The 23890-nt window shown below is 72.6% G+C and carries 25 protein-coding genes and 1 riboswitch; of the genes, 13 read left to right on the top strand and 12 right to left on the bottom strand.

Annotated features, from left to right (window positions below):
- Positions 1 to 7: 7 nt before the first annotated feature.
- From NW895_RS08680 to NW895_RS08665, 4 genes are all read left to right on the top strand, one after another.
- Positions 8 to 1372: a CoA transferase gene (locus NW895_RS08680; protein WP_289934749.1), complete on the top strand. Its 1365-nt coding sequence runs from the start codon at positions 8 to 10 to the stop codon at positions 1370 to 1372.
- 160 nt (positions 1373 to 1532) lie between these two features.
- Positions 1533 to 2519, top strand: a complete 987-nt coding sequence (locus tag NW895_RS08675) for a DEDDh family exonuclease (RefSeq protein WP_289934748.1) — start codon at positions 1533 to 1535, stop codon at positions 2517 to 2519.
- A 104-nt stretch (positions 2520 to 2623) separates the two neighbouring features.
- The gene (locus tag NW895_RS08670; protein WP_289934747.1) at positions 2624 to 2857 is read left to right on the top strand and encodes a hypothetical protein; all 234 of its coding nucleotides are present in this window, start codon (positions 2624 to 2626) and stop codon (positions 2855 to 2857) included.
- 74 nt (positions 2858 to 2931) lie between these two features.
- Positions 2932 to 3723 carry an SURF1 family protein gene (locus NW895_RS08665; RefSeq protein ID WP_289934746.1) on the top strand — a complete coding sequence of 264 codons (792 nt, stop codon included), beginning with the start codon at positions 2932 to 2934 and terminating at the stop codon, positions 3721 to 3723.
- 120 nt (positions 3724 to 3843) lie between these two features.
- On the opposite strand, the gene NW895_RS08660 is transcribed toward NW895_RS08665, so the two are convergent.
- Complete coding sequence (locus tag NW895_RS08660) at positions 3844 to 5973, bottom strand: carbon starvation CstA family protein (protein WP_289934745.1); 2130 nt, start codon at positions 5971 to 5973, stop codon at positions 3844 to 3846.
- A 253-nt stretch (positions 5974 to 6226) separates the two neighbouring features.
- On the opposite strand from NW895_RS08660, the gene NW895_RS08655 reads away from it, so the two are divergent.
- The 5 genes from NW895_RS08655 to NW895_RS08635 all read left to right on the top strand — a co-directional run bounded on the left by NW895_RS08655 (position 6227) and on the right by NW895_RS08635 (position 11235).
- Positions 6227 to 7783, top strand: a complete 1557-nt coding sequence (locus tag NW895_RS08655; protein WP_289934744.1) for a sodium:solute symporter — start codon at positions 6227 to 6229, stop codon at positions 7781 to 7783.
- Positions 7784 to 7848: 65 nt separating this feature from the next.
- On the top strand, positions 7849 to 8364 hold the full coding sequence (locus tag NW895_RS08650; RefSeq protein ID WP_289934835.1) for a sigma-70 family RNA polymerase sigma factor: 516 nt from the start codon (positions 7849 to 7851) through the stop codon (positions 8362 to 8364).
- On the top strand, positions 8361 to 8639 hold the full coding sequence (locus NW895_RS08645; RefSeq protein ID WP_289934743.1) for a hypothetical protein: 279 nt from the start codon (positions 8361 to 8363) through the stop codon (positions 8637 to 8639). Before NW895_RS08650 ends, NW895_RS08645 begins: the two co-directional genes overlap by 4 nt.
- A 50-nt stretch (positions 8640 to 8689) precedes the next feature.
- Positions 8690 to 10474 (top strand): glycoside hydrolase family 15 protein, encoded by a 1785-nt coding sequence (locus NW895_RS08640; protein WP_289934742.1) that lies wholly within the window; start codon positions 8690 to 8692, stop codon positions 10472 to 10474.
- Positions 10475 to 10479: 5 nt separating this feature from the next.
- Positions 10480 to 11235, top strand: a complete 756-nt coding sequence (locus NW895_RS08635) for an SDR family oxidoreductase (protein ID WP_289934741.1) — start codon at positions 10480 to 10482, stop codon at positions 11233 to 11235.
- 3 nt (positions 11236 to 11238) lie between these two features.
- Here the strand turns inward: NW895_RS08635 and amaP are convergent, their stop codons facing one another.
- The 5 genes from amaP to NW895_RS08610 form a co-directional block, all read right to left on the bottom strand.
- Positions 11239 to 11826 carry an alkaline shock response membrane anchor protein AmaP gene (gene amaP / locus NW895_RS08630; RefSeq protein WP_289934740.1) on the bottom strand — a complete coding sequence of 196 codons (588 nt, stop codon included), beginning with the start codon at positions 11824 to 11826 and terminating at the stop codon, positions 11239 to 11241.
- Complete coding sequence (locus tag NW895_RS08625; RefSeq protein WP_289934739.1) at positions 11823 to 12473, bottom strand: DUF6286 domain-containing protein; 651 nt, start codon at positions 12471 to 12473, stop codon at positions 11823 to 11825. The genes amaP and NW895_RS08625 overlap by 4 nt, the downstream gene beginning before the upstream one ends.
- Positions 12470 to 12853, bottom strand: coding sequence for a hypothetical protein (locus NW895_RS08620; RefSeq protein ID WP_289934738.1), 384 nt, complete (start codon positions 12851 to 12853; stop codon positions 12470 to 12472). Before NW895_RS08620 ends, NW895_RS08625 begins: the two co-directional genes overlap by 4 nt.
- Positions 12850 to 13035, bottom strand: a complete 186-nt coding sequence (locus NW895_RS08615; RefSeq protein WP_289934737.1) for a hypothetical protein — start codon at positions 13033 to 13035, stop codon at positions 12850 to 12852. The genes NW895_RS08620 and NW895_RS08615 overlap by 4 nt, the downstream gene beginning before the upstream one ends.
- Before the next feature lie 64 nt (positions 13036 to 13099).
- On the bottom strand, positions 13100 to 13573 hold the full coding sequence (locus NW895_RS08610; RefSeq protein ID WP_289934736.1) for an Asp23/Gls24 family envelope stress response protein: 474 nt from the start codon (positions 13571 to 13573) through the stop codon (positions 13100 to 13102).
- 88 nt (positions 13574 to 13661) lie between these two features.
- Here NW895_RS08610 and NW895_RS08605 point away from each other — a divergent pair, with 88 nt between their 5' ends.
- Positions 13662 to 14375: a nucleopolyhedrovirus P10 family protein gene (locus tag NW895_RS08605; RefSeq protein ID WP_289934735.1), complete on the top strand. Its 714-nt coding sequence runs from the start codon at positions 13662 to 13664 to the stop codon at positions 14373 to 14375.
- Positions 14376 to 14435: 60 nt separating this feature from the next.
- Here the strand turns inward: NW895_RS08605 and NW895_RS08600 are convergent, their stop codons facing one another.
- The 3 genes from NW895_RS08600 to NW895_RS08590 all read right to left on the bottom strand — a co-directional run bounded on the left by NW895_RS08600 (position 14436) and on the right by NW895_RS08590 (position 17566).
- Positions 14436 to 15239, bottom strand: coding sequence for an enoyl-CoA hydratase/isomerase family protein (locus tag NW895_RS08600; protein ID WP_289934734.1), 804 nt, complete (start codon positions 15237 to 15239; stop codon positions 14436 to 14438).
- Between the two features lie 153 nt (positions 15240 to 15392).
- The gene (locus NW895_RS08595) at positions 15393 to 15614 is read right to left on the bottom strand and encodes a helix-turn-helix domain-containing protein (protein ID WP_018567695.1); all 222 of its coding nucleotides are present in this window, start codon (positions 15612 to 15614) and stop codon (positions 15393 to 15395) included.
- 353 nt (positions 15615 to 15967) lie between these two features.
- On the bottom strand, positions 15968 to 17566 hold the full coding sequence (locus tag NW895_RS08590) for an ABC-F family ATP-binding cassette domain-containing protein (RefSeq protein ID WP_289934733.1): 1599 nt from the start codon (positions 17564 to 17566) through the stop codon (positions 15968 to 15970).
- Positions 17567 to 17794: 228 nt separating this feature from the next.
- Between NW895_RS08590 and NW895_RS08585 the strand changes: the two genes are divergently transcribed.
- Positions 17795 to 18208, top strand: coding sequence for a VOC family protein (locus NW895_RS08585; protein WP_289934732.1), 414 nt, complete (start codon positions 17795 to 17797; stop codon positions 18206 to 18208).
- A gap of 10 nt (positions 18209 to 18218) precedes the next feature.
- Here the strand turns inward: NW895_RS08585 and NW895_RS08580 are convergent, their stop codons facing one another.
- The 3 genes from NW895_RS08580 to NW895_RS08570 all read right to left on the bottom strand — a co-directional run bounded on the left by NW895_RS08580 (position 18219) and on the right by NW895_RS08570 (position 21707).
- Positions 18219 to 19469: a hypothetical protein gene (locus NW895_RS08580; RefSeq protein ID WP_289934731.1), complete on the bottom strand. Its 1251-nt coding sequence runs from the start codon at positions 19467 to 19469 to the stop codon at positions 18219 to 18221.
- A 319-nt stretch (positions 19470 to 19788) separates the two neighbouring features.
- Positions 19789 to 20916: an alpha/beta fold hydrolase gene (locus NW895_RS08575; protein ID WP_289934730.1), complete on the bottom strand. Its 1128-nt coding sequence runs from the start codon at positions 20914 to 20916 to the stop codon at positions 19789 to 19791.
- A 119-nt stretch (positions 20917 to 21035) separates the two neighbouring features.
- Positions 21036 to 21707 carry a class II aldolase/adducin family protein gene (locus tag NW895_RS08570; RefSeq protein ID WP_289934729.1) on the bottom strand — a complete coding sequence of 224 codons (672 nt, stop codon included), beginning with the start codon at positions 21705 to 21707 and terminating at the stop codon, positions 21036 to 21038.
- A 360-nt stretch (positions 21708 to 22067) separates the two neighbouring features.
- Between NW895_RS08570 and NW895_RS08565 the strand changes: the two genes are divergently transcribed.
- A complete protein-coding gene (locus NW895_RS08565; RefSeq protein ID WP_289934728.1) occupies positions 22068 to 23306 on the top strand; it encodes an inorganic phosphate transporter in 1239 nt (412 codons plus the stop codon).
- Between the two features lie 36 nt (positions 23307 to 23342).
- Complete coding sequence (locus NW895_RS08560; RefSeq protein ID WP_289934727.1) at positions 23343 to 23564, top strand: hypothetical protein; 222 nt, start codon at positions 23343 to 23345, stop codon at positions 23562 to 23564.
- A 121-nt stretch (positions 23565 to 23685) separates the two neighbouring features.
- A riboswitch (cobalamin riboswitch) is annotated at positions 23686 to 23819 on the top strand.
- Positions 23820 to 23890 lie beyond the last annotated feature (71 nt).

Raw genomic sequence — 23890 nt, 5'->3', positions numbered from 1 at the left:
TGCAGTCATGACGGCACTCAATACTGCTTGGTCCGCACTGGGCGGCGACTCCGCCCTTCTCGCGCGGGTGTCGGCCGTGGTGCGGGAGGGTGCTCTCCGAGCGCGGCTTCCGGTACGGGAGCTGGCGCGGGCCTGTGCCGGAGCGTGTGCGCTGGCCGCGGCGGAGCTGGGGGCACGGCGCTCCGGAGCGGGGCAGGTGCCCGCGGTGCGGGTGGACGACGGGGCCGTCGCCACGGCCTTCGTCAGTGAGCGGCATCTGCTGCTCGACGGGCGGGCGCCGGTGACGTTCGCGCCGCTGTCGCGGTTCTGGCGGACGGCGGACGGGTGGGTGCGGACGCACGCCAACTATCCCCACCACCGGGAGCGGCTGCTGGGCGCCCTGGGAATGCCCGAGGACGTGGCCGCGGTGGAGTCGGCGCTCGCCGAACGGCGCGCCCTGGAGGTCGAGGAGGCCGTGTACGCGTCCGGGGGCCTCGCCGTCGCGCTGCGCACGCCGCAGGAGTGGGCGGCGCACGGGCAGGGCGCCGCGGTGGCCCGGCGTCCGCTGGTCGAGCGGGAGCGGCTGGACGCGGCCCGCGCGCGCGTGCTCCCGCCGCTCGACGGCTCGCCCCTGCTGCCCGCCGCCGGGGTGCGCGTCCTGGACCTGACCCGGGTCATCGCGGGCCCGGTCGCCACCCGTACGCTCGCCCTGCTCGGCGCGGACGTGCTGCGCGTGGACGCCCCGCGGCTGCCCGAACTGCCGGACCAGCACGCCGACACGGGCTTCGGGAAGCGGTCGGCGAGGCTGGACCTGACCGCCGACCGGGGCCTCTTCGAGGAACTGCTCGCGGCGGCGGACGTCGTCGTCACCGGGTACCGGCCGGGCGCACTGGACCGGTTCGGGCTCACCCCCGAGGCACTGGCCGAGCGACGGCCGGGGCTGGTGGTGGCGCAGCTGTCGGCGTGGGGGGCGTACGGGCCGTGGGCCGGGCGGCGCGGCTTCGACAGCCTGGTGCAGGTCGCCACGGGCATCGCGGCGGTCGAGGGCACGCCGGACCGGCCGGGCGCGCTGCCCGCGCAGGCCCTGGACCACGGCACGGGGTACTTGCTGGCGGCGGGCGTGCTGCGGGCGCTGACCGAGCAGTCGTACGAGGGGGGCAGCCGGTTCGTGGGACTGTCGCTGGCGCGGACGGCGGCCTGGCTGAGGGACGGCATCCGGCCGGGGGTGGCCGAGGAGGCGGCGTACGACGGGCCGGAGCCCTGGCTCGCCGAGCGGGACAGCCCCCTCGGACGGCTGCGGTACGCCCTGCCTCCGGTGTCCTTCGCGGGTGGCCCGGTCGACTGGGCGCGCCCGCCGGTGCCGTGGGGGACGTCTCCCGCGCGGTGGGCCTGACGCGCGCGGCCGCAGTCCGGTGCCGATCAGGTGGTGAACGCCAGCCCCCGGCAGCTGTACCGGAGTTGAAGGACCGCCGGTTCCCGGCCCTCGAACAGACGGACGAGGCGGGGCACCTGACGGACAGGAGTGTCAGTCATGGCCCGTATCCTCAGGGACCATGCTCGAAGACCGCACGACCGCAGCGTCCTCCTCCACGACGTGGCCGGCCGCGTATCCGCAGGGGTACGCGGTCGTTGACGTGGAGACCACCGGCCTGGCCCGGGACGACCGGATCATCTCCGCAGCCGTGTACCGGCTGGACGCGCGCGGCGAGGTGGAGGACCACTGGTACACGCTGGTCAACCCGGAGCGCGACCCGGGCCCGGTGTGGATCCACGGCCTGACGAGCGAGGTGCTCGAAGGGGCGCCCGTGTTCCAGGACATCGAGGAGGAGTTCACGGCCCGGCTCCGGGGCCGGGTGCTGGTCGCCCACAACGCCGTCTTCGACTGGCAGATGATCGCCCGGGAGTACGCGCGCGCGAAGCGCGAGGCGCCGGTGCGGCAGCGACTGTGCACCATCGCGCTCTCCAAGGAGCTGGACCTGCCGCTGCCCAACCACAAGCTGGAGTCGCTGGCCGCACACTTCGGCGTCGTCCAGCGGCGGGCGCACCATGCGCTGGACGACGCGCGCGTGCTGGCGGAGGCGTTCCGGCCGAGTCTGCTCGCCGCGGCGGCGGGCGGCGTACGGCTCCCGCTGCACGAGTGCCGTCCGCTGACCGAGTGGTCGGACCGGCCCGCGCCCCTGATCGGACAGCAGGCGGGTTACGGCGGTTACCGGACCGGCAGTTGGCGCCCCTCCCGGAAGAGGCCGGCATGTCCCTATCCCAACCCAGGACGGTACGAAGAGGGCAAACGCCTCAAGCAGGGCATGCGGGTCGCCTTCTCCGGGGACACGTCCGTCGACCGGGACCTGCTGGAGGACCGCGCGACCGAGGCCGGGCTGCATGTCGCGACCAGCCTGTCCCGGCTGACCAGCCTGCTCGTCACCAACGATCCGGACTCCGGCACGTCGAAGGTGGCCAAGGCCCGGCAGTACGGCACGCCCATCGTGGACGAGGCGGCGTTCGGACAGCTGCTGCGCGATGTGGAACCGGCGGACGGATGATCCGTACGCACCTGCCCCGTCGGACCCGTACGTACGGGTGATTGGCGCGCGACTCGCCTGCCGCCCGCTCGCCCGCCCCGCGGTGACGGCTCACCCTGTGGCGCATGGCGACATGTGAGGTATGCGGAAATCATTACGGAATGACCTTCGAGGTGCACGCGCAGGGCGCGGTGCACGTCTTCGACTGCTTCGCCTGCGCGATCCATCGCATGGCACCGATCTGCGAGCACTGTCGTGTGCAGATCATCGGCCAGGGTGTCGAGGTCGGGGGCCAGTGGTACTGCGGTGCCCACTGCGCCCGCGCGGAGGGAAAGGCGGGCATCGTCGACAAGGTGTGAGCACGTCCCCGCGGCAGGGTGGAAAGCACGCACCCGCCTGAATCCACCCCACGACCGAGTTGTACCGTCGTGGGGTGTACCGCTTCCTGTTGTCCCGGCAGTGGGTGATCCTCACGCTGGTCGCCCTCCTCCTCATCCCCACGATGATCAGGCTGGGCATCTGGCAGATGCACCGCTACGAGCTGCGCACCGCCAGGAACCAGCTGGTCTCCGACGCGCTGGCCGCGAGGCCGGTGCCCGTGGAGAAGCTGACCTCCCCCGGACACACGGTCACCACCCATGACCGGTACCGCAGCGTGACCGCGAAGGGGCACTTCGACACCGCCGACGAGGTGGTCGTCCGCCGCCGCACCAATGCCGACGACGAGGTCGGCTACCACATCCTGACCCCGTTCGTGCTCGACGACGGCAAGGTCCTCCTGGTCAACCGGGGCTGGATCCCCGGCGGCCCGAGCCAGACCGCGTTCCCGGAGGTTCCGGCGCCGCCGAAGGGCGAGATCACCGTCACCGGCCGGCTGATGCCCGACGAGACGACCGCGGCGAGCGGTATCAAGGACCTCAAGGGGCTGCCGGACCGCCAGATCATGCTGATCAACAGTGAGCAGGAGGCGCGGCGCCTCGGCGCCACGGTGCTCGGCGGCTACGTCGTGCAGACGGCGCCCGAGCCGAAGGGCGGCACCCCGGAGCTGCTCGGGGAGCCCGGCAGCGAGGACGCCGCCCTTAACTACGCGTACGCCGTCCAGTGGTGGCTGTTCGCCGCGGCCGTCCCGGTCGGCTGGTTCGTCCTGGCCCGCCGCGAGGCCCGGGAACGGGCCGGGGCGGCGGCCGAGGAGGAGTCCGCGGAGGCGGAACCGGCGACGGTGTGACGCCCCCGCGGCCCCGTCAGCAACAGCGGTTCCGCGGACGTTCGTCCCTGTGCAGCATCCGCAGCACCTCGGTGAGCTCACCCACGTACCAGCGCAGGGCCCGCACCCACCGCACGGCCCTCACGCCCGCGCTCCGGCCACGTCGATGCGGGACTCGGTGTACGGCGCCTCCGTGGTCGGCAGCACCCCCGGCGACCGTACGGCCCGTACGCAGACCACCGCCGCGTTGACGATCACCACGGCGACCAGCACCAGGAAGAGGGCGATGAGGACGCCGTCCACCGTGGAGTTGGTGACGACGGTGTGCATGTCGTCGAGGTTCTTGGCGGGCGGCAGGACCTGGCCGGCGTCGAGGGCGTCGGCGTAGCGTGCCCGCTGGGCGAAGAAGCCGACCTTGGGGTCCGCGGAGAAGATCTTCTGCCAGCCGGCGGTGAAGGTGACCGCGACCACCCAGGCCAGGGGGACGCCGGTGACCCAGGCCCAGCGCAGCCGCCCGGACTTGACGAGGACGGTCGTGCAGAGCGCCAGGGCGATCGCGGCGAGGAGCTGGTTGGCGATGCCGAAGAGCGGGAAGAGCTGGTTGATGCCGCCGAGGGGGTCGGTGGCGCCGGTGTAGAGGAAGTAGCCCCAGGCCGCCACGACGAGGGCGCTGCACAGCCAGATGCCGGGCTTCCAGGTGACCCGGCCGAGCGGCCTGAACACGTTGCCGAGCATGTCCTGGAGCATGAAGCGGCCCACGCGGGTGCCGGCGTCCACCGTGGTCAGGATGAACAGCGCCTCGAACATGATCGCGAAGTGGTACCAGAAGGCCTTCATGGCCGTACCGCCGAAGACGCCGGAGAAGATCTCCGACATGCCGACGGCCAGCGTCGGGGCACCGCCGGAGCGGGCGATCAGGGTCTGTTCCTCCACCGCTTTCGCGGCCTGGGTGAGCTGGTCGGGGGTGATGGTGAAGCCCAGGCCCGCCACCGCGTGGGACGCCGACTCGGCGGTCGTACCGAGCAGGCCCGCGGGGGCGTTCATCGCGTAGTACAGACCCGGTTCCAGGGTCGCCGCGGCGATCAGCGCCATGATCGCGACGAAGGACTCCATCAGCATGGCCCCGTAGCCGATCATCCGGACCTGGGACTCCTTCTGGATCAGCTTCGGTGTGGTGCCGGAGGAGACCAGGGCGTGGAAGCCGGACAGCGCGCCGCACGCGATGGTGATGAACAGGAAGGGGAACAGCGATCCCGCGAAGACCGGCCCGGCGCCCGAGGAGGCGAAGTCGCTCACCGCGTCCGCCCGCATCACCGGGGCGGCCACGACCACGCCGACCGCGAGCAGCGCGATCGTGCCGATCTTCATGAAGGTGGACAGGTAGTCGCGCGGCGCGAGCAGCATCCACACGGGCAGGACGGAGGCGACGAAGCCGTAGCCGACCAGGCAGAAGACCAGGGTCGCCGGGCTGAGGGTGAAGGTCCCGGCGAGCGAGGAGTTCTGGATCCAGCTGCCGCCGGCGATGGCGAGCAGCAGCAGCGCCACGCCGATCAGGCTGGTCTCGACGACCCGGCCCGGGCGGATGCGGTGCAGCCAGAAGCCCATGAACAGGGCGATGGGAATGGTCATCGCGACGGAGAACGTGCCCCACGGGGAGTGCGCGAGGGCGTTCACGACCACCAGGGCCAGCACACCCAGCAGGATGATCATGATGGCGAAGACGGCGATCAGGGCGGCGGCCCCGCCCGCGCGGCCGATCTCGTCGCGGGCCATCTGCCCGAGTGACCTGCCGTCCCGCCGCATGGACAGGAACAGCACGACCATGTCCTGTACGGCCCCGGCGAAGATCACCCCGGTCACGATCCACAAGGTGCCCGGCAGGTAGCCCATCTGGGCCGCGAGCACCGGCCCCACCAGCGGTCCGGCACCGGCGATCGCGGCGAAATGGTGACCGAGGAGTACCCGGCGGTCGGTGGGGTGGAAGTCGACACCGTCCTCCAGGCGCTCGGCGGGGGTGGCCCGGCGGTCGTCCGGCTTCAGCACACGGCGGGCGACGAAGCGGGCGTAGAAGCGGTAGGCGATGGCGTACGAGCCGAGCGCGGCGATCACCAGCCAGACCGCGGAGATCCGCTCGCCCCGGGCCAGCGCGAGGACTCCCCAGGCGACGGCGCCGAGCAGGGAGACGGCGGTCCACAGCACGACGGACTTCGGTGACATTCGGGGTTTTTCCGGCGCCGGGAGGCCGGTTTCGGGCATGGCTGATACGGACATGGCGGCTCCTCGCTCGAACGGCGGGGTGACAGGGGTGGGGTGAAAGGGATCCGGTAGCTCGGGCAGACCCGCGGCCGGGCGGTCGCGACGCCCGTGGGCTCCCGCTCGCTGTCGGTCTGTGCAAGAGTTGCCCACCCGCCGGGAGCGGTTGACAGCGAATTTCCAGATGATTTCCCGCCGGTTTTCTGTCCTCCGATCCGGCCATCCGCGCAACCAATGGTCGAGGGCACAGGCACACCAAGGACGGTGACCCATGGCCGACGGCGCCATGACCACGACGTTCCTCGCCGTGATCGGCGGGGCGTCGCTGCTCGCCGTCACCGCGCGGCGGCTGCGCCCGAGCGACCGGCTGCCGTCCCTGGAGGGCTGGGCGCTGGCCGACCGCGGCCTCGGCCCGGTGTGGACCTGGCTGCTGCTCGGCGGCACGATCTTCACCGCGTACACCTTCACCGCCGTGCCCGGCCTGGCGTACGGCAACGGCGCTCCCGCCTTCTTCGCCGTGCCGTACACCGTGATCGTCTGGCCGCTCGCCTTCGTGCTGCTGAGCCGCCTGTGGACGGTGGCCCGCCGGCACGGTTACGTCACCGCCGCCGACTTCGTGCGGGGACGGTACGGCTCGCCGCCGCTGGCGCTGGTGGTCGCGCTGACCGGGATCCTCGCGACGATGCCGTACCTGGCGCTGCAACTGCTCGGGATACGGGCGGTGCTGACCGCCGGAGGCGTCTATCCGCGGGGCGCGGCCGGCGACCTGGTGATGGTGGCGCTGTTCGCGGGGCTGGCGGTGGCCACCTACCGGCACGGGCTGCGCGCTCCCGCGGTCATCTCGGCGCTGAAGGCGGTGGCGGTGTTCGTGTCGCTGACCGCCGTGTGCTGGCTGGTCCTGCAGCGGCTCGGCGGCCCCGGCCCGGTCTTCGAGGGCGCGGCCCGGCGGCTGGGCGGGACGGACGTGGCCCACTCCCCGCTGCTCCTGGCCCCCGAGCAGCAACCCGCCTATGCCACGCTCGCCCTCGGCTCCGCGCTGGCCCTGCTGATGTACCCGCACGTGCTCACCGCCGGTTTCGCCGCCGACGGCCCCCGCACCCTGCGCAAGGTCTCCGTGGCGCTGCCCGCCTGGACCGGGCTGCTCGCCCTCTTCGGATTCCTCGGCATCGCGGCCCTGGCCACGGGGGTGCGGGCCCCCGAGGGCAGCGCCGAGGCGGCCGTGCCGATGCTGGTCGACCGGCTGATGCCGGGACCGCCGGCCGGGCTGGTGTTCGCCGCGATCACCGTGGGCGCGCTGGTCCCCGCCGCCGTGATGTCGATCGCCGCCGCCACCGGCTTCGTACGGAACGTGTACGTCGAGTACGTCCATCCGACGGCCACGCCCAAGCGCCAGGTGCGCGTCGCCAAGGTGGTGTCGCTGACGGCGAAGGTGGGGGCGGTGGCGTTCGTGTTCGGGCTGCGCGACCAGGACGCCATCAACCTCCAGCTGCTGGGCGGGGTGTGGATCCTGCAGGTCTTCCCGGCCGTCGCCGTCGGGCTGTTCACCGGGCGGCTGCACCCGCGGGCACTGCTCGCCGGATGGGGTGTGGGCATGGTCGCCGGAACCTTCATGGTCGTGCGCGAAGGGTTCTCCCCCATCGTGCCCCTGGGTTTCGGGCCGCTGGGGGTCTACGCCGGGCTCGCGGCCCTGCTGCTGAACCTGGCCGTCGCCGTGACCGGCACCGCGGCCCTCGAACGTCTCGGCGTCCCGCGCGGCGCCGACGCCACCGGCCTACCGTCCCGCCTGACCGTCAGGCGGCGCCCCGAGACGGGAGCGAACCACCCGTGAGACGCAGACAGAACGCCCCGACCGTCCCGCCGAGACCACCGGGGCCCGCCCCCGAGTCCCTCGCGGTGGGCGACCCGGCCGACCTGGAGCGCGAGGTCGGCCTCGCCCGTCTCTTCGAGCTGCACTACTCCTCGATGCTGCGCCTGGCCGTGCTGCTCGGCGCGGACGATCCGGAGAACGTGGTGGCCGAGGCGTACTACCAGATCTACCGAAAATGGCGGCGCCTGCGGGACTCGAAGGCCGCGGAGGCGTACCTGCGCTCCACCGTCTGCAACCTCACACGGATGCGGATACGGCACCTCCAGGTCGCCCGCAGGCACGCGGAGAACCCCCCGGGCCCGCAGGACGAGACGGTCGCGTCCGCCGAGAGCACCGCGCTGCTCCGCGACGACCAGCGGGTGCTGATCGACGCGCTCCAGCAGCTGCCGGCCCGGCAGCGGGAGGCGCTGGTGCTGCGGCACTGGCTCGGGTTGAAGGAGAGCGAGATCGCCGCCGCGATGGGGATCTCGTGCGGTTCCGTCAAGACGCACACGGCACGCGGCATCGCCGCTCTGACCCAGGTGATGGAGGCCCGGCGATGACCCATCGAGATGCGACTTGGTCGCGTGGCACCGGACCGGACCGCACGGAACGGGAGCTGAGCGAGGCCCTCGCCGCGCTCGCGGACGGAGTGCGGGCCGCACCCGACGCCTACCGCACGGCGCGGGGCGAGTGGCTGCGCCGCGAACGCCGGCGCCGGCTCGTGCTCGCCGTGCTGATCACCGTCGTGTTCGCGCTGGCCACGCTGATCGGCCTGTGGGTGCTCAACCAGGCCCCGGCGGACCCGGGGGTGATCTTCTCGGGTACGGCCGGGTGAGCCCGGACCGGCCCTGGTTGCCTCCCGGGCCCTGAGGGAACCCGGAGCCCGTGCACCCCCGCATCGAGGACTACGCACTGATCGGCGACGAACAGACGGCGGGCCTGGTCGGCACGGACGGCTCCGTGGACTGGCTGTGCCTGCCCCGTTTCGACTCGGGCGCCTGCTTCGCCAGGCTGCTCGGCGACGAGGACAACGGTCACTGGCGTATCGCCCCCAAGGGGGCGGAGCGCTGCACCCGGCGCGCCTATCGCCGCGACACCCTCGTCCTCGACACCGAGTGGGAGACCGGCCAGGGCGCGGTACGCGTCACCGACCTGATGCCCCAGCGCGACCGCGCCCCCGACCTCGTACGCGTCGTGGAAGGACTCGCGGGCAAGGTCACCATGCGCAGCACGCTCCGGCTGCGCTTCGACTACGGCTCGATCGTGCCGTGGATGCGCAGGGCCGACGGGCACCGGGTGGCCGTCGCGGGCCCGGACGCGGTGTGGCTGCGCAGCGAGCCCCCGGTGCGCACCTGGGGGCAGGACTTGGGCACCCACTCCGAGTTCACCGTCGCCCAGGGCCAGAAGGTCGCATTCGTCCTCACCTGGCACCCTTCGCACCAGCCGCGCCCACCGCTCATCGACCCGTACGTGACGCTGGACCACAGCGTGGTGGACTGGCGGGAGTGGGCGTCCCACTGCCGCTACGACGGCCCGTACCGGGACGCCGTCGTCCGCTCCCTGATCACCCTCAAGGCCCTCACCTACGCGCCCACCGGCGGCATCGTGGCCGCCCCCACCACCTCGCTCCCGGAGGAGCCGGGCGGCGTACGCAACTGGGACTACCGCTACTGCTGGCTGCGCGACTCCACGCTCACCCTGGGCGCGCTGCTGTCGGCCGGATACCTGGAGGAGGCCGAGGCCTGGCGGAACTGGCTGGTGCGCGCGGTCGCGGGCGACCCGGCGGACCTGCAGATCATGTACGGCGTGGCGGGCGAGCGCCGGCTGCCGGAGTTCGAGCTGCCGTGGCTGTCCGGCTTCGCCGGCTCGGCGCCCGTGCGGATCGGCAACGGGGCCGTGAACCAGCTCCAGCTGGACGTGTACGGCGAGGTCATGGACTCCCTGTCGCTGGCCCGGAAGGCGGGGCTGACGCCGAAGCCGCACATGTGGTCGCTGGAGCGGGCCCTGCTGACATTCCTGCGGACGGCGTGGCGGCAGCCGGACGAGGGGCTGTGGGAGGTGCGGGGCGGTCGCCGGCAGTTCGTGCACTCCAAGGTCATGGTGTGGGTGGCCGCCGACCGGGCCGTGCACACGCTGGAGCGGTACCCCCGGCTGGAGGGCGACGCGGAGGCCTGGCGGGAGCTGCGCGAGGAGGTGCACCGCGAGGTGTGCGAACGGGGCTACGACCCGGAGCGGAACACCTTCACACAGTCCTACGGCTCGCGCGAGCTGGACGCGGCGCTGCTGCTCATCCCGCGCGTGGGCTTCCTGCCGCCCGACGACCCGCGCGTGATGGGAACGATCGACGCGGTCCGCAAGGAGCTGGACCACGAGGGCCTGCTGCGCCGCTACAGCACCGGGGACACGACCGTCGACGGGCTGCCTGGCGGCGAGGGCACCTTCCTGGTGTGCTCGTTCTGGCTCGCGGACGCGCTGCACATGACGGGCCGGACCCAGGAGGCCCGCGAGCTGTTCGAACGGCTGGTGGGCCTCGCCAACGACGTGGGACTGCTCTCGGAGGAGTACGACCCGGTCGCCGGGCGCCAGCTCGGCAACTTCCCGCAGGCGTTCAGCCACATCGGCCTGGTGAACACCGCCCTCGCCCTGTTCGGGGGCGAGGGGGCAGGATAGGGGCCATGGATCTTGGACTGAAGGACCGGGTGTACGTCGTCACCGGGGCCACCCGCGGCCTGGGCAACGCGTCCGCGCGCGAGCTGGTGGCCGACGGAGCGAAGGTGGTCGTCACGGGACGGGACGAGAAACGCGTCGCTGACGCCGCCGCCGAACTGGGTACGAACGCGCTCGGCGTGGCCGTCGACAACGCCGATCCGTCGGCGGCCACCCGGCTGATCACGGCCGCGCGTGAGCGCTTCGGCCGTTTCGACGGCGTCCTCGTCAGCGTGGGCGGGCCGCCGCCGGGGTTCGTGGCCGACAACTCCGACGAGCAGTGGCAGGCGGCGTTCGAGTCGGTGTTCCTCGGTGCCGTGCGGCTCGCCCGCGCGGCGGCCGCCGAGCTGGAGGAGGGCGGGGTCATCGGCTTCGTGCTGTCGGGGTCGGTGCACGAGCCGATTCCGGGGCTGACCATCTCCAACGGGCTGCGGCCGGGGCTCGCCGGGTTCGCCAAGTCGCTGGCGGACGAGCTGGGGCCGCGTGGCATACGGGTGGTGGGGCTGCTGCCGGGGCGCATCGACACCGATCGCGTGCGGGAGCTGGACGGATTGTCCGCGGACCCGGAGGCGACGCGGGCGGCGGCCGAGTCCCGGATTCCGCTGCGGCGGTACGGGACGCCGGAGGAGTTCGGACGTGCGGCCGCGTTTCTGCTGTCTCCGGCCGCCTCGTATCTGACGGGGGTCATGGTGCCGGTGGATGGTGGGGTCCGGCACGGGTTCTGAGGTTCAGCCGACCCTTTCCGGCCGGTGCTTGGCGCCCCGCAGCTGGACCTCCGCGGGCAGGGCCGGCAGGCCCGCCGAGTCGCGGGCGTGGGTCAGCGCCCGGGTGTGCAGGTCGTGCAGCGCGGTGCCGGGGTCCACGTGCGGTTCCAGCATGAGCCGTACGCGGGCGCGGGGCGCGTCGCGTCGGCCGGTGAGGTGGACCTGGGCGCGTTCGACGCCGCCCAGCCCGCCCGCCTCCTGGGCGAGGGCGCCCTCCAGAGCCCGGCCGCGCAGCACCGCGCCGTCCCCGTCGCGGGTGTCGACGAGCACCTCGCTGAGCCGGCGCCGGCGCAGCACCGCGGTCAGCCACCACAGGGCGAGCAGCACGAGGACGGCGAGCACCGCGATGACGGTCGGCCACCACCAGTCGGCGTCCCGCCAACGGGTCCGCTCGGCGTCGTTGAGCAGCACGTCGTGCTTCCCGTGGTGGATCCACCAGGAGGGCGCCGGTGCCCCGAGACCGATGGCGAGGACGGAGCCGCCGAGGACGAGGAGGACCAGCCCCACGATCCCGATCAGCACCCGGTTGACGGCCCTGAGCACCGCTGTCACCCCTTCCGTCCGGGACGCGCCACGCGCACCGACAGCGCGGGCGGCCGGTCGAGCCCCAGCCCCTGCACCGCCTCGGTGAGCACGGTGTCCAGATCTGTGCGTACGTCGTCCAGCTCGCGGAAGTGCGAGACGGCGCGGACGCGGGCCTTCGCGCGGCGCATCCGCACGTGCGCCGACTGCACGCCGGGGACCTCCATGGCCCGGTCGCGCAGCACGACCGCGGCGGTCTTCCGGTGCAGTCCGGCGCGTACGTCGGGGTGGGTGCGCCGCATCGGCAGGACCCCCCGCAGGCCGGGCGTCACGGCCAGCGCGATCAGCCAGAGGCCGAGAGCGGCGGCGACGGCCGCCCCGACGAGCACCCAGGTGTCGTCGAGGTGCCGCTCGGCGAGCTGCTGGGCCAGTTCCCGGCGCCAGGCCAGGGCGTTCCGGCCGGCGCGCACGGCGGCGACGTCGTACAGGAAGGCACCGGCGACCACGAAGAGCAGCAGCGCGACGATGCCCGCGGGGACACGGCGTGCCGACCAGAAGCGCCGGGTGCCGCTCCTGCCGCGGTCCGGCTCGGGCGGGGGCGTCGGCTCGGTGCCGGCGTCCTTCTCGATGACCGGCAGTCGCCGGGTGGTGCCCTCGGAGCCCTGGGGCTCGCTCATCGCGTCCTCCGCTGTGCCGCGCCGTACTCCGGTGCCAGGTGCAGCCGCTCCACCCGGACGGCGACCTCGGGCACCGCCATTCCCACCAACGCGCTCACCCGGTCGGTGACGTGGCGGCGCACCTGTGCGCAGCGGGCTCCGACGTCGGTCGGGTAGCCGAGTTCCAGGTGGACGTGGACGTGGGCCACGTCGTGGTGCACGACCACGTCGGCGTGCGGGGGCGCGGCGCCCCTGGGCAGCGTGCCGAGTGCCTCGCGCGCCGCCTGCGTGGCGACCTTCGCGACCACGCGGTCGGCGATCCTCGTGGCACCGCGCTCGCCCGGCGGGACGGTGACCGACGGTTTCCGGAGCTCGTCGGCCCCACTGCTCACGTCGGTCACCGCCGCCGGTTCTCACGGGTGTGGAAGAAGTCGCCGAGCTCCCAGTCCCCCTCCACGAACCGGCCGACGACGAAACCGACGGCACCCAGGGCCGCCACCACCAGGAAGGCGCCGAATCCGCCGAAGTACCCGGCGAAGCCCAGCGCCATTCCGGCGATCATGCCGAACACGGCCATGTTCATGGTGCGCTCCTCAGCTCGTCAGCCCGCCAGCTCGTCACCTGTCGAATGTCCGGTCCCCTGCTGGTCACTGGATCCGGCGCTCCGGTTCCTCTTCCTCTTCCTCCGGCAGCTTCACATCGCTCACCGCGATGTTGACCTCCACGACCTCAAGCCCGGTCATCCGCTCGACGGCCGTGATCACGTTCTCGCGGACTCCACCCGCCACGTCCTCGATCGACACGCCGTAGTCGATGACGATCTCCAGGTCGAGCGCGGTCTGCCGCTCGCCGACCTCGGCGCTCACGCCGCGCGTCACCGACTTCTGGCCACCCGGCACACGGTCGCGCACGGCCCCGAAGGTCCGCGACAGACCGCTGCCCATGGCGTGTACGCCGACCACGTCACGCGCGGCCAGCCCGGCGATCTTCTCCACGACGCCGTCGGCGATGGTGGTCCGTCCACGCGTGGCGGGGTCGCCGCCACCGCGCCGGGCCGCCTGCGCCCTGCGGGCCTCGTCCTTCTCCTCTGTGGCCCTCGGCCGGTTCGTCATCTCGGTCATGGCCGTACGTCCCTTCCGGTATACGCCCCTTTGACCACGTTAAGCCGGGTTGCGCCATTGCGCGCCAGGGATACGGCAGGCTGGAGGAATGACGACGACGGAACGGTGGACGCAAGCGGTACGGCAGCAGCTCGGGCTCGGCAGACTCCTCCCCCTGGGCGGTCCGCGCGACGGCGCGTGGATCACCGAGCGGGCGGCCGAGGCGGTGCTGCGGCGCGCGGCACTGGACGCGCGCGGCGTGCGCCTCGACGCGCTGCGCATCGGGCTGGCCGACCCGGAGAGCGCTGACGAGCCCGCCGTACTGCCCCCGCCGAGCGCCCTGCCCCCGGGCCCGCTGCGGATGACGGCCGACCTCGCGGCCACGGCCTCCGAGCCGCTTCCGACGACGGCCTCCCGCCTGCGGTCCGCCCTGGCGACCGCCGCGGTGGAACGACTCGGCCTGACGGTGACGGACGTGGACCTGCGGGTGACGGCCCTGCTCGACGAGGAGACGGAGCCCTCGTCCCAACGCGTGCCGGAGCCGCCGTCGGCCGCGGAGGCGAAGGGCACGGACGAGATCCGTGCGGCCACCGCCGCGCTCGCGGTCGCGGGCGTCACCCGGCTGACGGCCACGCTGGGCCACCCGGTCCACATCAGGGAGCTGCCGGACGCGACAGCGCTGCCCCACCGGCACGTGCAGGTGGAACTGGCGGTGAACGCGGACCGCCGAGCCGTGGAGGTGGCCCGGGAGGTCCGCGCAGCGGTGTCGGAGGCCCTGACGGACCATCCGACCGTGGCGGTCCTGATCAGCGCGGTCGACTGACCTGCCACAGCCCGCGCACCTCAGCAGCCCGCGCGGCGGAACCGGAAAGAGGGACCGGCCTCATTCACCGAGTCCGGCCAGGTCCCGCAGCCGACGTGCCTGGGCGGCCCGCTCGGCGACGCGCTGGGCCTCGTAGTCCCGGTCCAGCGCTCCGCGCACCAGGGCCTTGGTCTCGATCACCGCGTCGCGCGGCGCGGCCAGGATCGCCGACGCCAGGTCGCCCACGGCACCGTCGAGCTGCTCCGACGGCACGGCGAGGTTGGCCAGGCCGGTGCTCACGGCCTCCTCGGCCGTGACGAAGCGCCCGGTCACGCAGATCTCCAGCGCGCGGGCGTAGCCGACCAGCCCCACCAGCGGATGTGTGCCGGTCAGGTCCGGAACGAGCCCCAGGCTGGTCTCGCGCATGGCGAACTGCACGTCGTCCGCGACGACGCGCAGGTCACAGGCGAGGGCCAGCTGGAAGCCCGCCCCGATGGCGTGCCCCTGCACGGCGGCGATCGACAGGATGTCGCTGCGCCGCCACCAGGTGAACGCCTCCTGGTACTCGGCGATGGTCGCGTCCAGCTCGGCGTCATCGCCCCGCGCGAGGTCGATGAACGATGGCTCACCGTCGAAGCCCTCGGGCGTGAACGCCTGCCGGTCGAGCCCGGCGGAGAAGGACTTGCCCTCGGCCCGCAGCACCACGACCCGGACGGAACCCGGCAGCGACCGCCCGGCCTCCGTGAGCGCCCGCCACAGAGCGGGGCTCTGCGCGTTGCGTTTGGCCGGATTGGTCAGCGTCACCGTGGCGATCGCGTCGTCGACGGTGAGCCGTACGCCGTCCTTGTCGAGTACGGGATCCAGATCGTGAGCGGGCGAAGCCATGGGGCGCCTCCGATGCGTGCGGTCATCATCCCTGCCGTGCGACGGCTGCACGCCGTTGGACGGCAGGGGTTAAGTGACTGCACAGTAACCACCCGGCCGATCAACCGACCGACCGGGTGGCCACCATCGAAGCCGTGGGGCCACCCGGGGGGATCAGGCCGATGCGGCCTTCTTGCCCCGGGTCGCCCCGCCACGCCCTCGGAGCGTGACGCCCGACTCACTGAGCATGCGGTGCACGAAGCCATACGAGCGGCCGGTCTCCTCGGCCAACGCCCGGATGCTCGCACCGGCGTCGTACTTCTTCTTCAGGTCTGCCGCGAGCTTGTCGCGCGCGGCGCCGGTCACCCGGCTGCCCTTCTTCAGAGTCTCGGCCACCCGTGCCTCCTCATGGGAAGTGCGCTCTGGTCTCCTCATGATCACCCCTCCGGGGCTTCATGGCCACCCATTCGGCAAGGTCCGTGAGAGAAGGTTTTGACGACGGGAGCGCGTCCCCACAAGCGGAATGTGCAATTCCATCCGGTCGTGTCCGTACGGCCGAACGGGTTGTTTCACGAAAGGCCTGGTCAGAAAGGCGCGACGGCCGAGACCTCGGTGAGCGAGGGCTCGGCCGTGACATGGATGTAGGACACACCTCGGTACGAGGAGATCTCACACAGATGATGGATCACAGATCGGCTGAATGATCCATCCGCGGTGGATCACATCTTCGATCAACCGGTGCTGACCGCTCAGGCCAGGGCGACGAGATCCGCGTAGTCCGCGCCCCACAGGTCCTCGACCCCGTCCGGGAGCAGGATGATCCGCTCCGGCTGGAGCGCCTCGACCGCGCCCTCGTCGTGCGTGACGAGGACGACCGCGCCCTTGTAGGTGCGCAGCGCGCCGAGGATCTCCTCACGGCTGGCCGGGTCGAGGTTGTTGGTCGGCTCGTCGAGGAGCAGCACGTTCGCCGAGGACACCACGAGGGTGGCGAGGGCCAGGCGGGTCTTCTCGCCTCCGGAGAGGACACCGGCCGGCTTGTCGACGTCGTCGCCGGAGAACAGGAACGAACCGAGCACCTTGCGGACCTCGACGAGGTCCATGTCGGGCGCGGCGGAGCGCATGTTCTCCAGGACCGTGCGGTCGGGGTCGAGGGTCTCGTGCTCCTGGGCGTAATAGCCGAGCTTGAGGCCGTGGCCGGGCACGACCATGCCGGTGTCGGGCTGTTCGACGCCCGCGAGCAGCCGCAGCAGGGTGGTCTTTCCGGCGCCGTTGAGGCCGAGGATGACGACCCGGGAGCCCTTGTCGATGGCCAGGTCGACGTCGGTGAAGATCTCCAGGGAGCCGTACGACTTGGACAGGCCCTCCGCCATCAGCGGGGTCTTGCCGCAGGGCGCGGGCTCCGGGAAGCGCAGCTTGGCGACCTTGTCGGACTGGCGGACGGCCTCCAGCCCGGCCAGCAGCTTGTCGGCCCGCCGGGCCATGTTCTGGGCGGCGACCGTCTTGGTGGCCTTGGCGCGCATCTTGTCGGCCTGGGCGTTGAGCGCGGCGGCCTTCTTCTCGGCGTTGGCCCGCTCCCGCTTGCGGCGCTTCTCGTCGGCCTCGCGCTGCTGCTGGTAGAGCTTCCAGCCCATGTTGTAGATGTCGATCTGGGCACGGTTGGCGTCCAGGTAGAACACCTTGTTGACGACCGTCTCGACCAGGTCGACGTCGTGGCTGATGACGATGAAGCCGCCGCGGTAGGTCTTCAGGTAGTCGCGCAGCCAGATGATCGAGTCGGCGTCGAGGTGGTTGGTCGGCTCGTCGAGCAGCAGGGTGTCCGCGTCCGAGAACAGGATCCGGGCCAGCTCGATACGGCGGCGCTGACCGCCGGAGAGGGTGTGCAGGGGCTGGCCGAGCACCCGGTCGGGCAGGTTGAGCGCGGCGGCGATGGTGGCGGCCTCGGCCTCGGCGGAGTAGCCGCCCTTGGTGAGGAACTCCGTCTCCTGCCGCTCGTACTGCTTGAGGGCCTTCTCGCGGGTGGCGCCCTTGCCGTTGGCGATGCGCTGCTCGTTCTCGCGCATCTTGCGGATCAGTACGTCGAGGCCGCGTGCGGAGAGGATGCGGTCGCGGGCGAGGACGTCGAGGTCACCGGTGCGGGGGTCCTGCGGGAGGTAGCCGACCTCGCCGGAGCGGGTGACCGTGCCGGCGGCGGGGATGCCCTCGCCTGCGAGGACCTTGGTGAGGGTGGTCTTGCCTGCGCCGTTGCGACCGACCAAACCGATGCGGTCGCCCTTGGCGACACGGAAGGTGGCGGACTCGATGAGGACGCGGGCACCGGCGCGCAGCTCGATGCCGGAGGCGGAGATCACGGACAGACTCCAGAGCGGGGTGGGTGGCGGGATGGGCGGCTGAGGACGTTCCCGCCGTCTAATGCGCGAGGAGAATGGCCATGGAGGCCAGTCTAGCGGGGCCGTGCAACCACTTTTTCTGTGTTCGGGTGTTCGGTTCGTCTCGCCGGGTCGTTGTCGGCGGTGGGTGCGAGACTGAGCGACGTCCGGATTTTTCGTCAGGTACCGGTTCACAAGGGAGTGATCGGCATGGCAGTCACGGGCGGCGCGCGTCCGAGCATCTACCCGACGGTGCTGTACACGGACGCGAAGGCGGGGATCAGGCAGCTCACTCAGGCCCTCGGCTTCAGGGAGCTGTCGGTGTACGAGGGCGAGGACGGCTCGGTGCTGCACGCCGAGCTGGTCCAGGGCAACGGCGCGGTGATGGTCGGCTCCAAGGGCACCGGCAGCCGCTACGACGAGGTGATGAAGGGCGCGGGCCCGACGGGCGTGTACGTCGTCGTGGACGACGTCGACGCGCACCACCGCAACGCCGTGGAGCACGGCGCGGAGATCCTGATGCCCCCGACGGACCAGGACTACGGCTCGCGGGACTACATGGCCCGGGACGTCGAGGGCAACATCTGGAGCTTCGGCACGTACTGCCCCGAGATACGGACCTGACGCCGGCCGCTCAGCTCCCCCCGGTGTGCACCTGGAAGGCGGCCCTGCGCACGGCCTTGGCGAGGGCCGGGTCGGGGTGCGCGGCGGCCAGCGCCACCAGGACCTGCACGGTACGGGGATGCCCGACCGCACGCACCTCGTCGAGCAGTTGCGGGATGGTCGGCTGCAGCGCGGACTCCAGGTGCCGCACCAGCATCGGGGCCTCGCCGTGGTCGGCGACGGCGGCGGCGGTGTCGACCCACAGCCAGGTGGCCTCCTCCCGGGTGAGGACCTCGTGGGCGTCCTCCGGGTCGACCCCGTCGTGCTCGGCCAGCCACAGCAGGGCGTACGGCCTGAGCGTCGGCTCCTCGGCCACGGCGCGGACGTCGGGCTCGGCGGGGGCGCCGACCACACGCAGCGCCTCGAAGGCGAGGCCGCGCAGCAGGGCGTCCTCGCCGCGGGCGGCGCCGAGCAGTTCGGTGACGGCGCTGCCGACGGGGCGGGCGGCGAGCCAGGCGCGGTATTCGGCGCGGGCCGCGTTCGGGCGGAGCTGGGCGCAGCCGCGCAGCATCTCCTCGGCGGAGACCTCGATGTTCCCGGCGGGGCTCTGCGCGGCGACGCAGATCTGCTCCAGTTTGACCCAGACGGCCCAGCTGCCGAGCGGGGTGAGCGTGGCCTGTCCGTCGCCGTAGGTGAGGGCGCCGACGGAGGCGAGGGCGCGCAGGGCCCAGTCGAGGAGCGGGGCGAGCGGGGTGTCCGCGGGCTGCGGCGCCTCGACGGGCTCGGGCTGCGGTCCGTAGGGGATCTCGCAGCGTTCGGTGCGCAGTTCGGTGACGCGCTGCTCCAGGAGGTCGAGGAGCTGTTCGACGGGGACGGGCCCGGCGGACAGCTGGAGGAAGGAGAGCACCTGCGGCATGGCCGAGACGACCTCGGCGACGGCGGCGGGCTCATGTTCCGTGGGCTCCGGGTAGGCGAGCGACCAGGCGTCGAAGAGGGCGACCCAGCCGCGCAGGACGGCGCTGTCGTCGCGGTCCCAGGCGCGCAGCCGCCAGCCGGGGCGGGCGCTGTCGCCGTGCACCTCGACGAGACCGGCGAGGCGGGCGGTGTCCCATTCGGCCCGGACCTGAGCCGCTGTCAGGCCCAACTCCCGCGCCGCCCGTTCGGCGGTCGCGTCGGAGAGGGTGGCCGTGCCGTCGGAGGTCGCGCTCGCACGTCCCGGGCCCAGGGCGGCGTCGGCCCAGCGGGCGACGCGGGCCGCGCCGGCCAGACCGGAACGCGCCATTCTCGCCAGCTCCGACGGCGCCGGTGTGCCCTCCGGAGGGCGCGGGGCGGCACGGCGCGGGCGGCGCTGGTTCACGGCTCTGGGGGCGGCGGCCAGGGGTCGTGGGCGGACGAGTCGAAGCCTGGAGTCGCGCGGGATACGGGACGTCACGGGTGCAGTCTTGCGGTTGACGGTCCGAAAACCCAAACGGAATGTCACCGCGGGCGACAGGGAGGGCCAACGCGGAGCCCCGCGGGAGGCCGGGGGACGGAAACAGGACAGCGGTACGGAGTTAAACGGAATGACCGCCACCTGGCGCCCCCGCTCGTGCGGGCCGGCGTCACATGAGCGGCGTCAGGAAACGGCGCAGGGCCTCTTCGTAGCCGTCGGGGTCGGCGTTCCACATGGCGGCGTGCGGGGCCTTGGTCACCGTGTGGAGGGCGACCAGGTCGGGGCGGGCGTCCGCGAGACGGCGGGAGTGCTGCCAGGGGGCCACCGTGTCGTCGGGGCCGTGGACGATCAGGGTCGGGACCGTGAGCCTGCCGGGCCCGGCGCCGCCGGCCAGGCGGTCGGCGCGCAGCCCGGTGCGGCCCTGCGCGGCGCGGACCGCGAGCGGGAGCAGTACCCCCGGTGTGTGGCGGGCCGCGGCGAGGGCACGCAGGGTCGTCTCCCAGCTGAGGACGGGGGAGTCCAGGACCAGCCCGGAGACGCGGTCGCGCAGCCCCGAGTGGGCGGCGGCGCGCAGCGCCATCGTGGCGCCGGTGGACCAGCCGTGCAGGACGACCTGCTCGGCGCCGTTGCGTACGGCGTAGTGGAGCGCCGCGTCCAGGTCGCGCCACTCGGTCTCGCCGAGGTGGCCCAGTCCGTCCGGTGAGCGGGGTGCGCCGGGGTCGCCTCGGTAGGCGAGGGCGAGGACCGGGAAGTGGTGGCGGTTGAGGAACCCCATGATGTTCATGGCGTGTTCCCTGGTGGTGCCGAGTCCGTGGACCGCGATCACCCAGGTGTCGCGGGCTCCGGGCACGAACCAGGCCGGGAGGGTGCCGAGTTCGCCGGGGATGCCGACATCGGTGTGGTCCAGGCCGAGGGCGGCGCTCGGGGTGCCCACGTGCACGTTCGGGGTGAACCAGGCCTTGTCGCCGGACTCGAAGGTGCCGTGGGTGACGCGTTCCAGGCGGCGCACGACGGTGTCGGCGGAGTGCGCTGCGGAGGGCAGGACGGGGCCGACGACCGCGTGGGAGCCGTCGCCGGCGAGGCCGTACCGGCCGGGGCGCAGGGCGGCCAGGTCGCGGGTGAGCGTGATCTGCCCCGCCGCCGTGCCGTGCACGGTGAGCCGGGGTTCGGTGGGCAGGGGCCGGCCGGGGGACGCCTTGAGCGCGGCGTCGCTGGCGAGCCGGCCGGCGGCGACGCTCGCTGCGCCGGCCGCCAGGGCCACGGTGACGGCGGCGGCCGTCGCTTTGACAGTGCGCACGGGTCCAGTGTCCCGGCCGATCCTTCCCCCGGCCAGTGGTGGAACCGCCGGGGAGCGCCGAGGTGCGGCATCGGGGTGGCGATCCGCGTCAGCCGCACAGGGCCGAGCGGGAACCGGCCTCAGCCCTTCTGTCCGTACCCGCGCAGCCGCTCCCCCACCTCCGCCAGCTGTGCTTCCGACAGCAGCGACGGTGTGCGGCCCGGGACCGAGGAGGCCGTCAGCCACAGGCGGCACATCCACTCCAGCTGGGCGGTGCGGTCGTAGGCCTGGTCCAGCGACGCGCCGTAGGTGATGGTGCCGTGGTTCTGGAGGAGGCAGCCGGAGCGGTCGGCGAGGGCGTGGAGCATGTTCTCGGCCAACTCGTCGGTGCCGTACGTCGCGTACGGGGCGACCCGGACGGGGCCGCCGAGCGCGGCGGCCATGTAGTGGATCAGCGGGAGCTCGCGGACCAGCGTCGAGACGGCCGTCGCGTGCACGGCGTGGGTGTGGACGACGGCACGGGCGCCGGTGGTGCGGTACACGGCGAGGTGCATGGGCAGTTCGCTGGTCGGGACGAGCGTGCCGAGGACCTGCCGGCCGTCGAGGCCGACTCCGGTGACGTCGTCCGGCGTGAGCCGGTCGTAGGGGACTCCCGACGGCGTGACCAGGACCGTGTCCCCCACGCGGACCGAGACGTTGCCGGAGGTGCCGACGACGAGTCCGTCCGAGACGGTCCGGCGGGCCGTCGTCACGAGCTCCTGCCATGCGTGCGCCTCCTCCTCGCGCACACGCCTCCCCCGCGGCTCCGCCACGTCCTGTGCCTCCTCCCGGGCATCCCTACGCCCCGCTGGTCCCACCGCTGCACGGCCGTGCCGCGATCCTGCCAGGGACGGCCCACGGCCCATGGTCACATACCGTGCCCCGCCGCAGCCGCGTCCTCGCGGTGTCCGTGGCGGCGCTCGTCTCCGGGGGACGCAGCCGCCCGCGCTCGGCATCGCATACAACCCGGAAGACACGGGATACACCCCGCACCACAACGGTGGAGCCCGCCGGGCACAGCGGAGCGCCGGCCCCCTCTTAAGGTCACCCCGAGGCCCATCCCAGTTCATCTGCTGTTCACCCGGGTTGCCTACGGTCAACCGACCAATGACTTCGAACGATTGCCTGGGTAAATGGAAAGCTTCTCGCTGATCCTCGCGATTGTGGTGGTGACCGCACTCGCGTTCGATTTCACGAACGGTTTCCACGACACCGCGAACGCGATGGCCACGACCATTTCCACGGGCGCCCTGAGGCCCAAGGTCGCGGTCGCCATGTCCGCCGTCCTCAACCTTGTCGGCGCCTTCCTGTCCGTGGAGGTCGCCAACACCATCTCCAAGGGTCTCGTCGACGAGACCGGCATCCGTCCCGAGGTCATCTTCGCCGCCTTGGTCGGCGCGATCCTCTGGAACCTGCTGACCTGGCTGGTCGGGCTCCCCTCCAGCTCCTCGCACGCCCTCATGGGCGGTCTGATAGGCGCCACCATCGCCTCGGCGGGCGTCGGCGCCGTGCACGGCGACGCGCTCGTGACCAAGGTGCTGATCCCGGCGGTCGCCGCCCCGATCGTGGCCGGTATCGCGGCGATGTTCGCCACGCGGCTGACGTACGCCCTCGGCCGGAAGGCCGACGGCAGGACGTCCGAGAAGGGCTACCGCGCCGGCCAGATCGCCTCCGCGGGCCTGGTCTCCCTCGCCCACGGCACGAACGACGCGCAGAAGACGATGGGCATCATCACCCTCGCCCTGATCGCCGGCGGCTCCCTCGCCCCGGACTCCGACCCGCCCATGTGGGTCATCCTGTCCGCGGGCCTCGCGATCGCGCTCGGCACCTACCTCGGCGGCTGGCGCATCATCCGCACCATGGGCAAGGGCCTGACGGAGCTTCAGCCGCAGCAGGGCTTCGCCGCCCAGACCAGCGCGGCCACGGTCATCCTGGCCTCCTCCCACCTCGGCTTCTCCCTCTCCACCACCCACTCGGTCTCCGGCTCGGTGATGGGCGCGGGCCTCGGCCGCAAGGGCGGGGTGGTGCGCTGGTCGACGGCCACCCGGATGTTCGTCGCCTGGGGCCTGACCCTGCCGGCCGCGGCCCTGGTCGGCGCGCTCGCCGAGTACGTGACCGGCCTCGGCGACTGGGGCACGGCGCTCGTCGCGGTCTTCCTGATCGCCTCCAGCGCCGCCATCTGGAAGATCTCCCGGCGCGAGGTCGTCGATCACACCAACGTCAACGAGCCCGAGGAGCCGGCCGGCGTGGTGACCACGGCGATCGCCGCCGTGACCCCGCCCCCGGTGGGCACGGTGGCCGAGGACCTGACGGGCGCGATCCCGGCCCAGGCCACCGACTCGAAGGCCCCGTCGGCCCCCACCACCGTCTGATCCCGGCCCACCCGGCATCGAAGGAAGAGAAGCAGCATGAAGATCGACTGGGCGGCTCTCGGCTCCGTCTTCGGGGTCAGCCTCGTGGTCACCGTGGCCCTGGTGGGCCTGTTCACCCTCGGCGTCGCGGGCCTCTCCCGTCAGGAGCGGGCCGCCGCGCAGGGCGGCAGCGCGGCCCTCGCGGTCACCGGCGCGTACGTGTGCTTCGCGGCGTGCGCGGCGGCGGTGGCGTACGGGATCTATCTGATCGTCGCCTGAGCGACGACCCTCGCGGCACCCCTGGGGTGCGGGACGGCCTTCCGTCCCGCACCCCACACACGTGTGTGGGCCTCAGCACACTCCTCCACCGCAGGTCAACAGCAAGTTGACGGCCCTTCCACACCCGTGGTGGACTGCCGTGGCCAGTACGGCGGCAGGAGAGGAAGCCGGTGAGAGTCCGGCGCGGTCCCGCCACTGTCACCGGGGCGCACAGCCCCGGGAGCCAGGAACTCTCACCGCCGGTCTCGTCGAACCAGGGCGTGGACACCCTGAGTGAGGACATATCGCCATGCGCGGCTGCCGATCGTGGTTCATCAGCGACGCTC

Source organism: Streptomyces sp. S.PNR 29, from assembly GCF_030386795.1.
In the GTDB taxonomy this organism is placed as follows: Bacteria; Actinomycetota; Actinomycetes; order Streptomycetales; family Streptomycetaceae; genus Streptomyces.
This window is presented reverse-complemented; position numbering and strand designations above follow the sequence as displayed.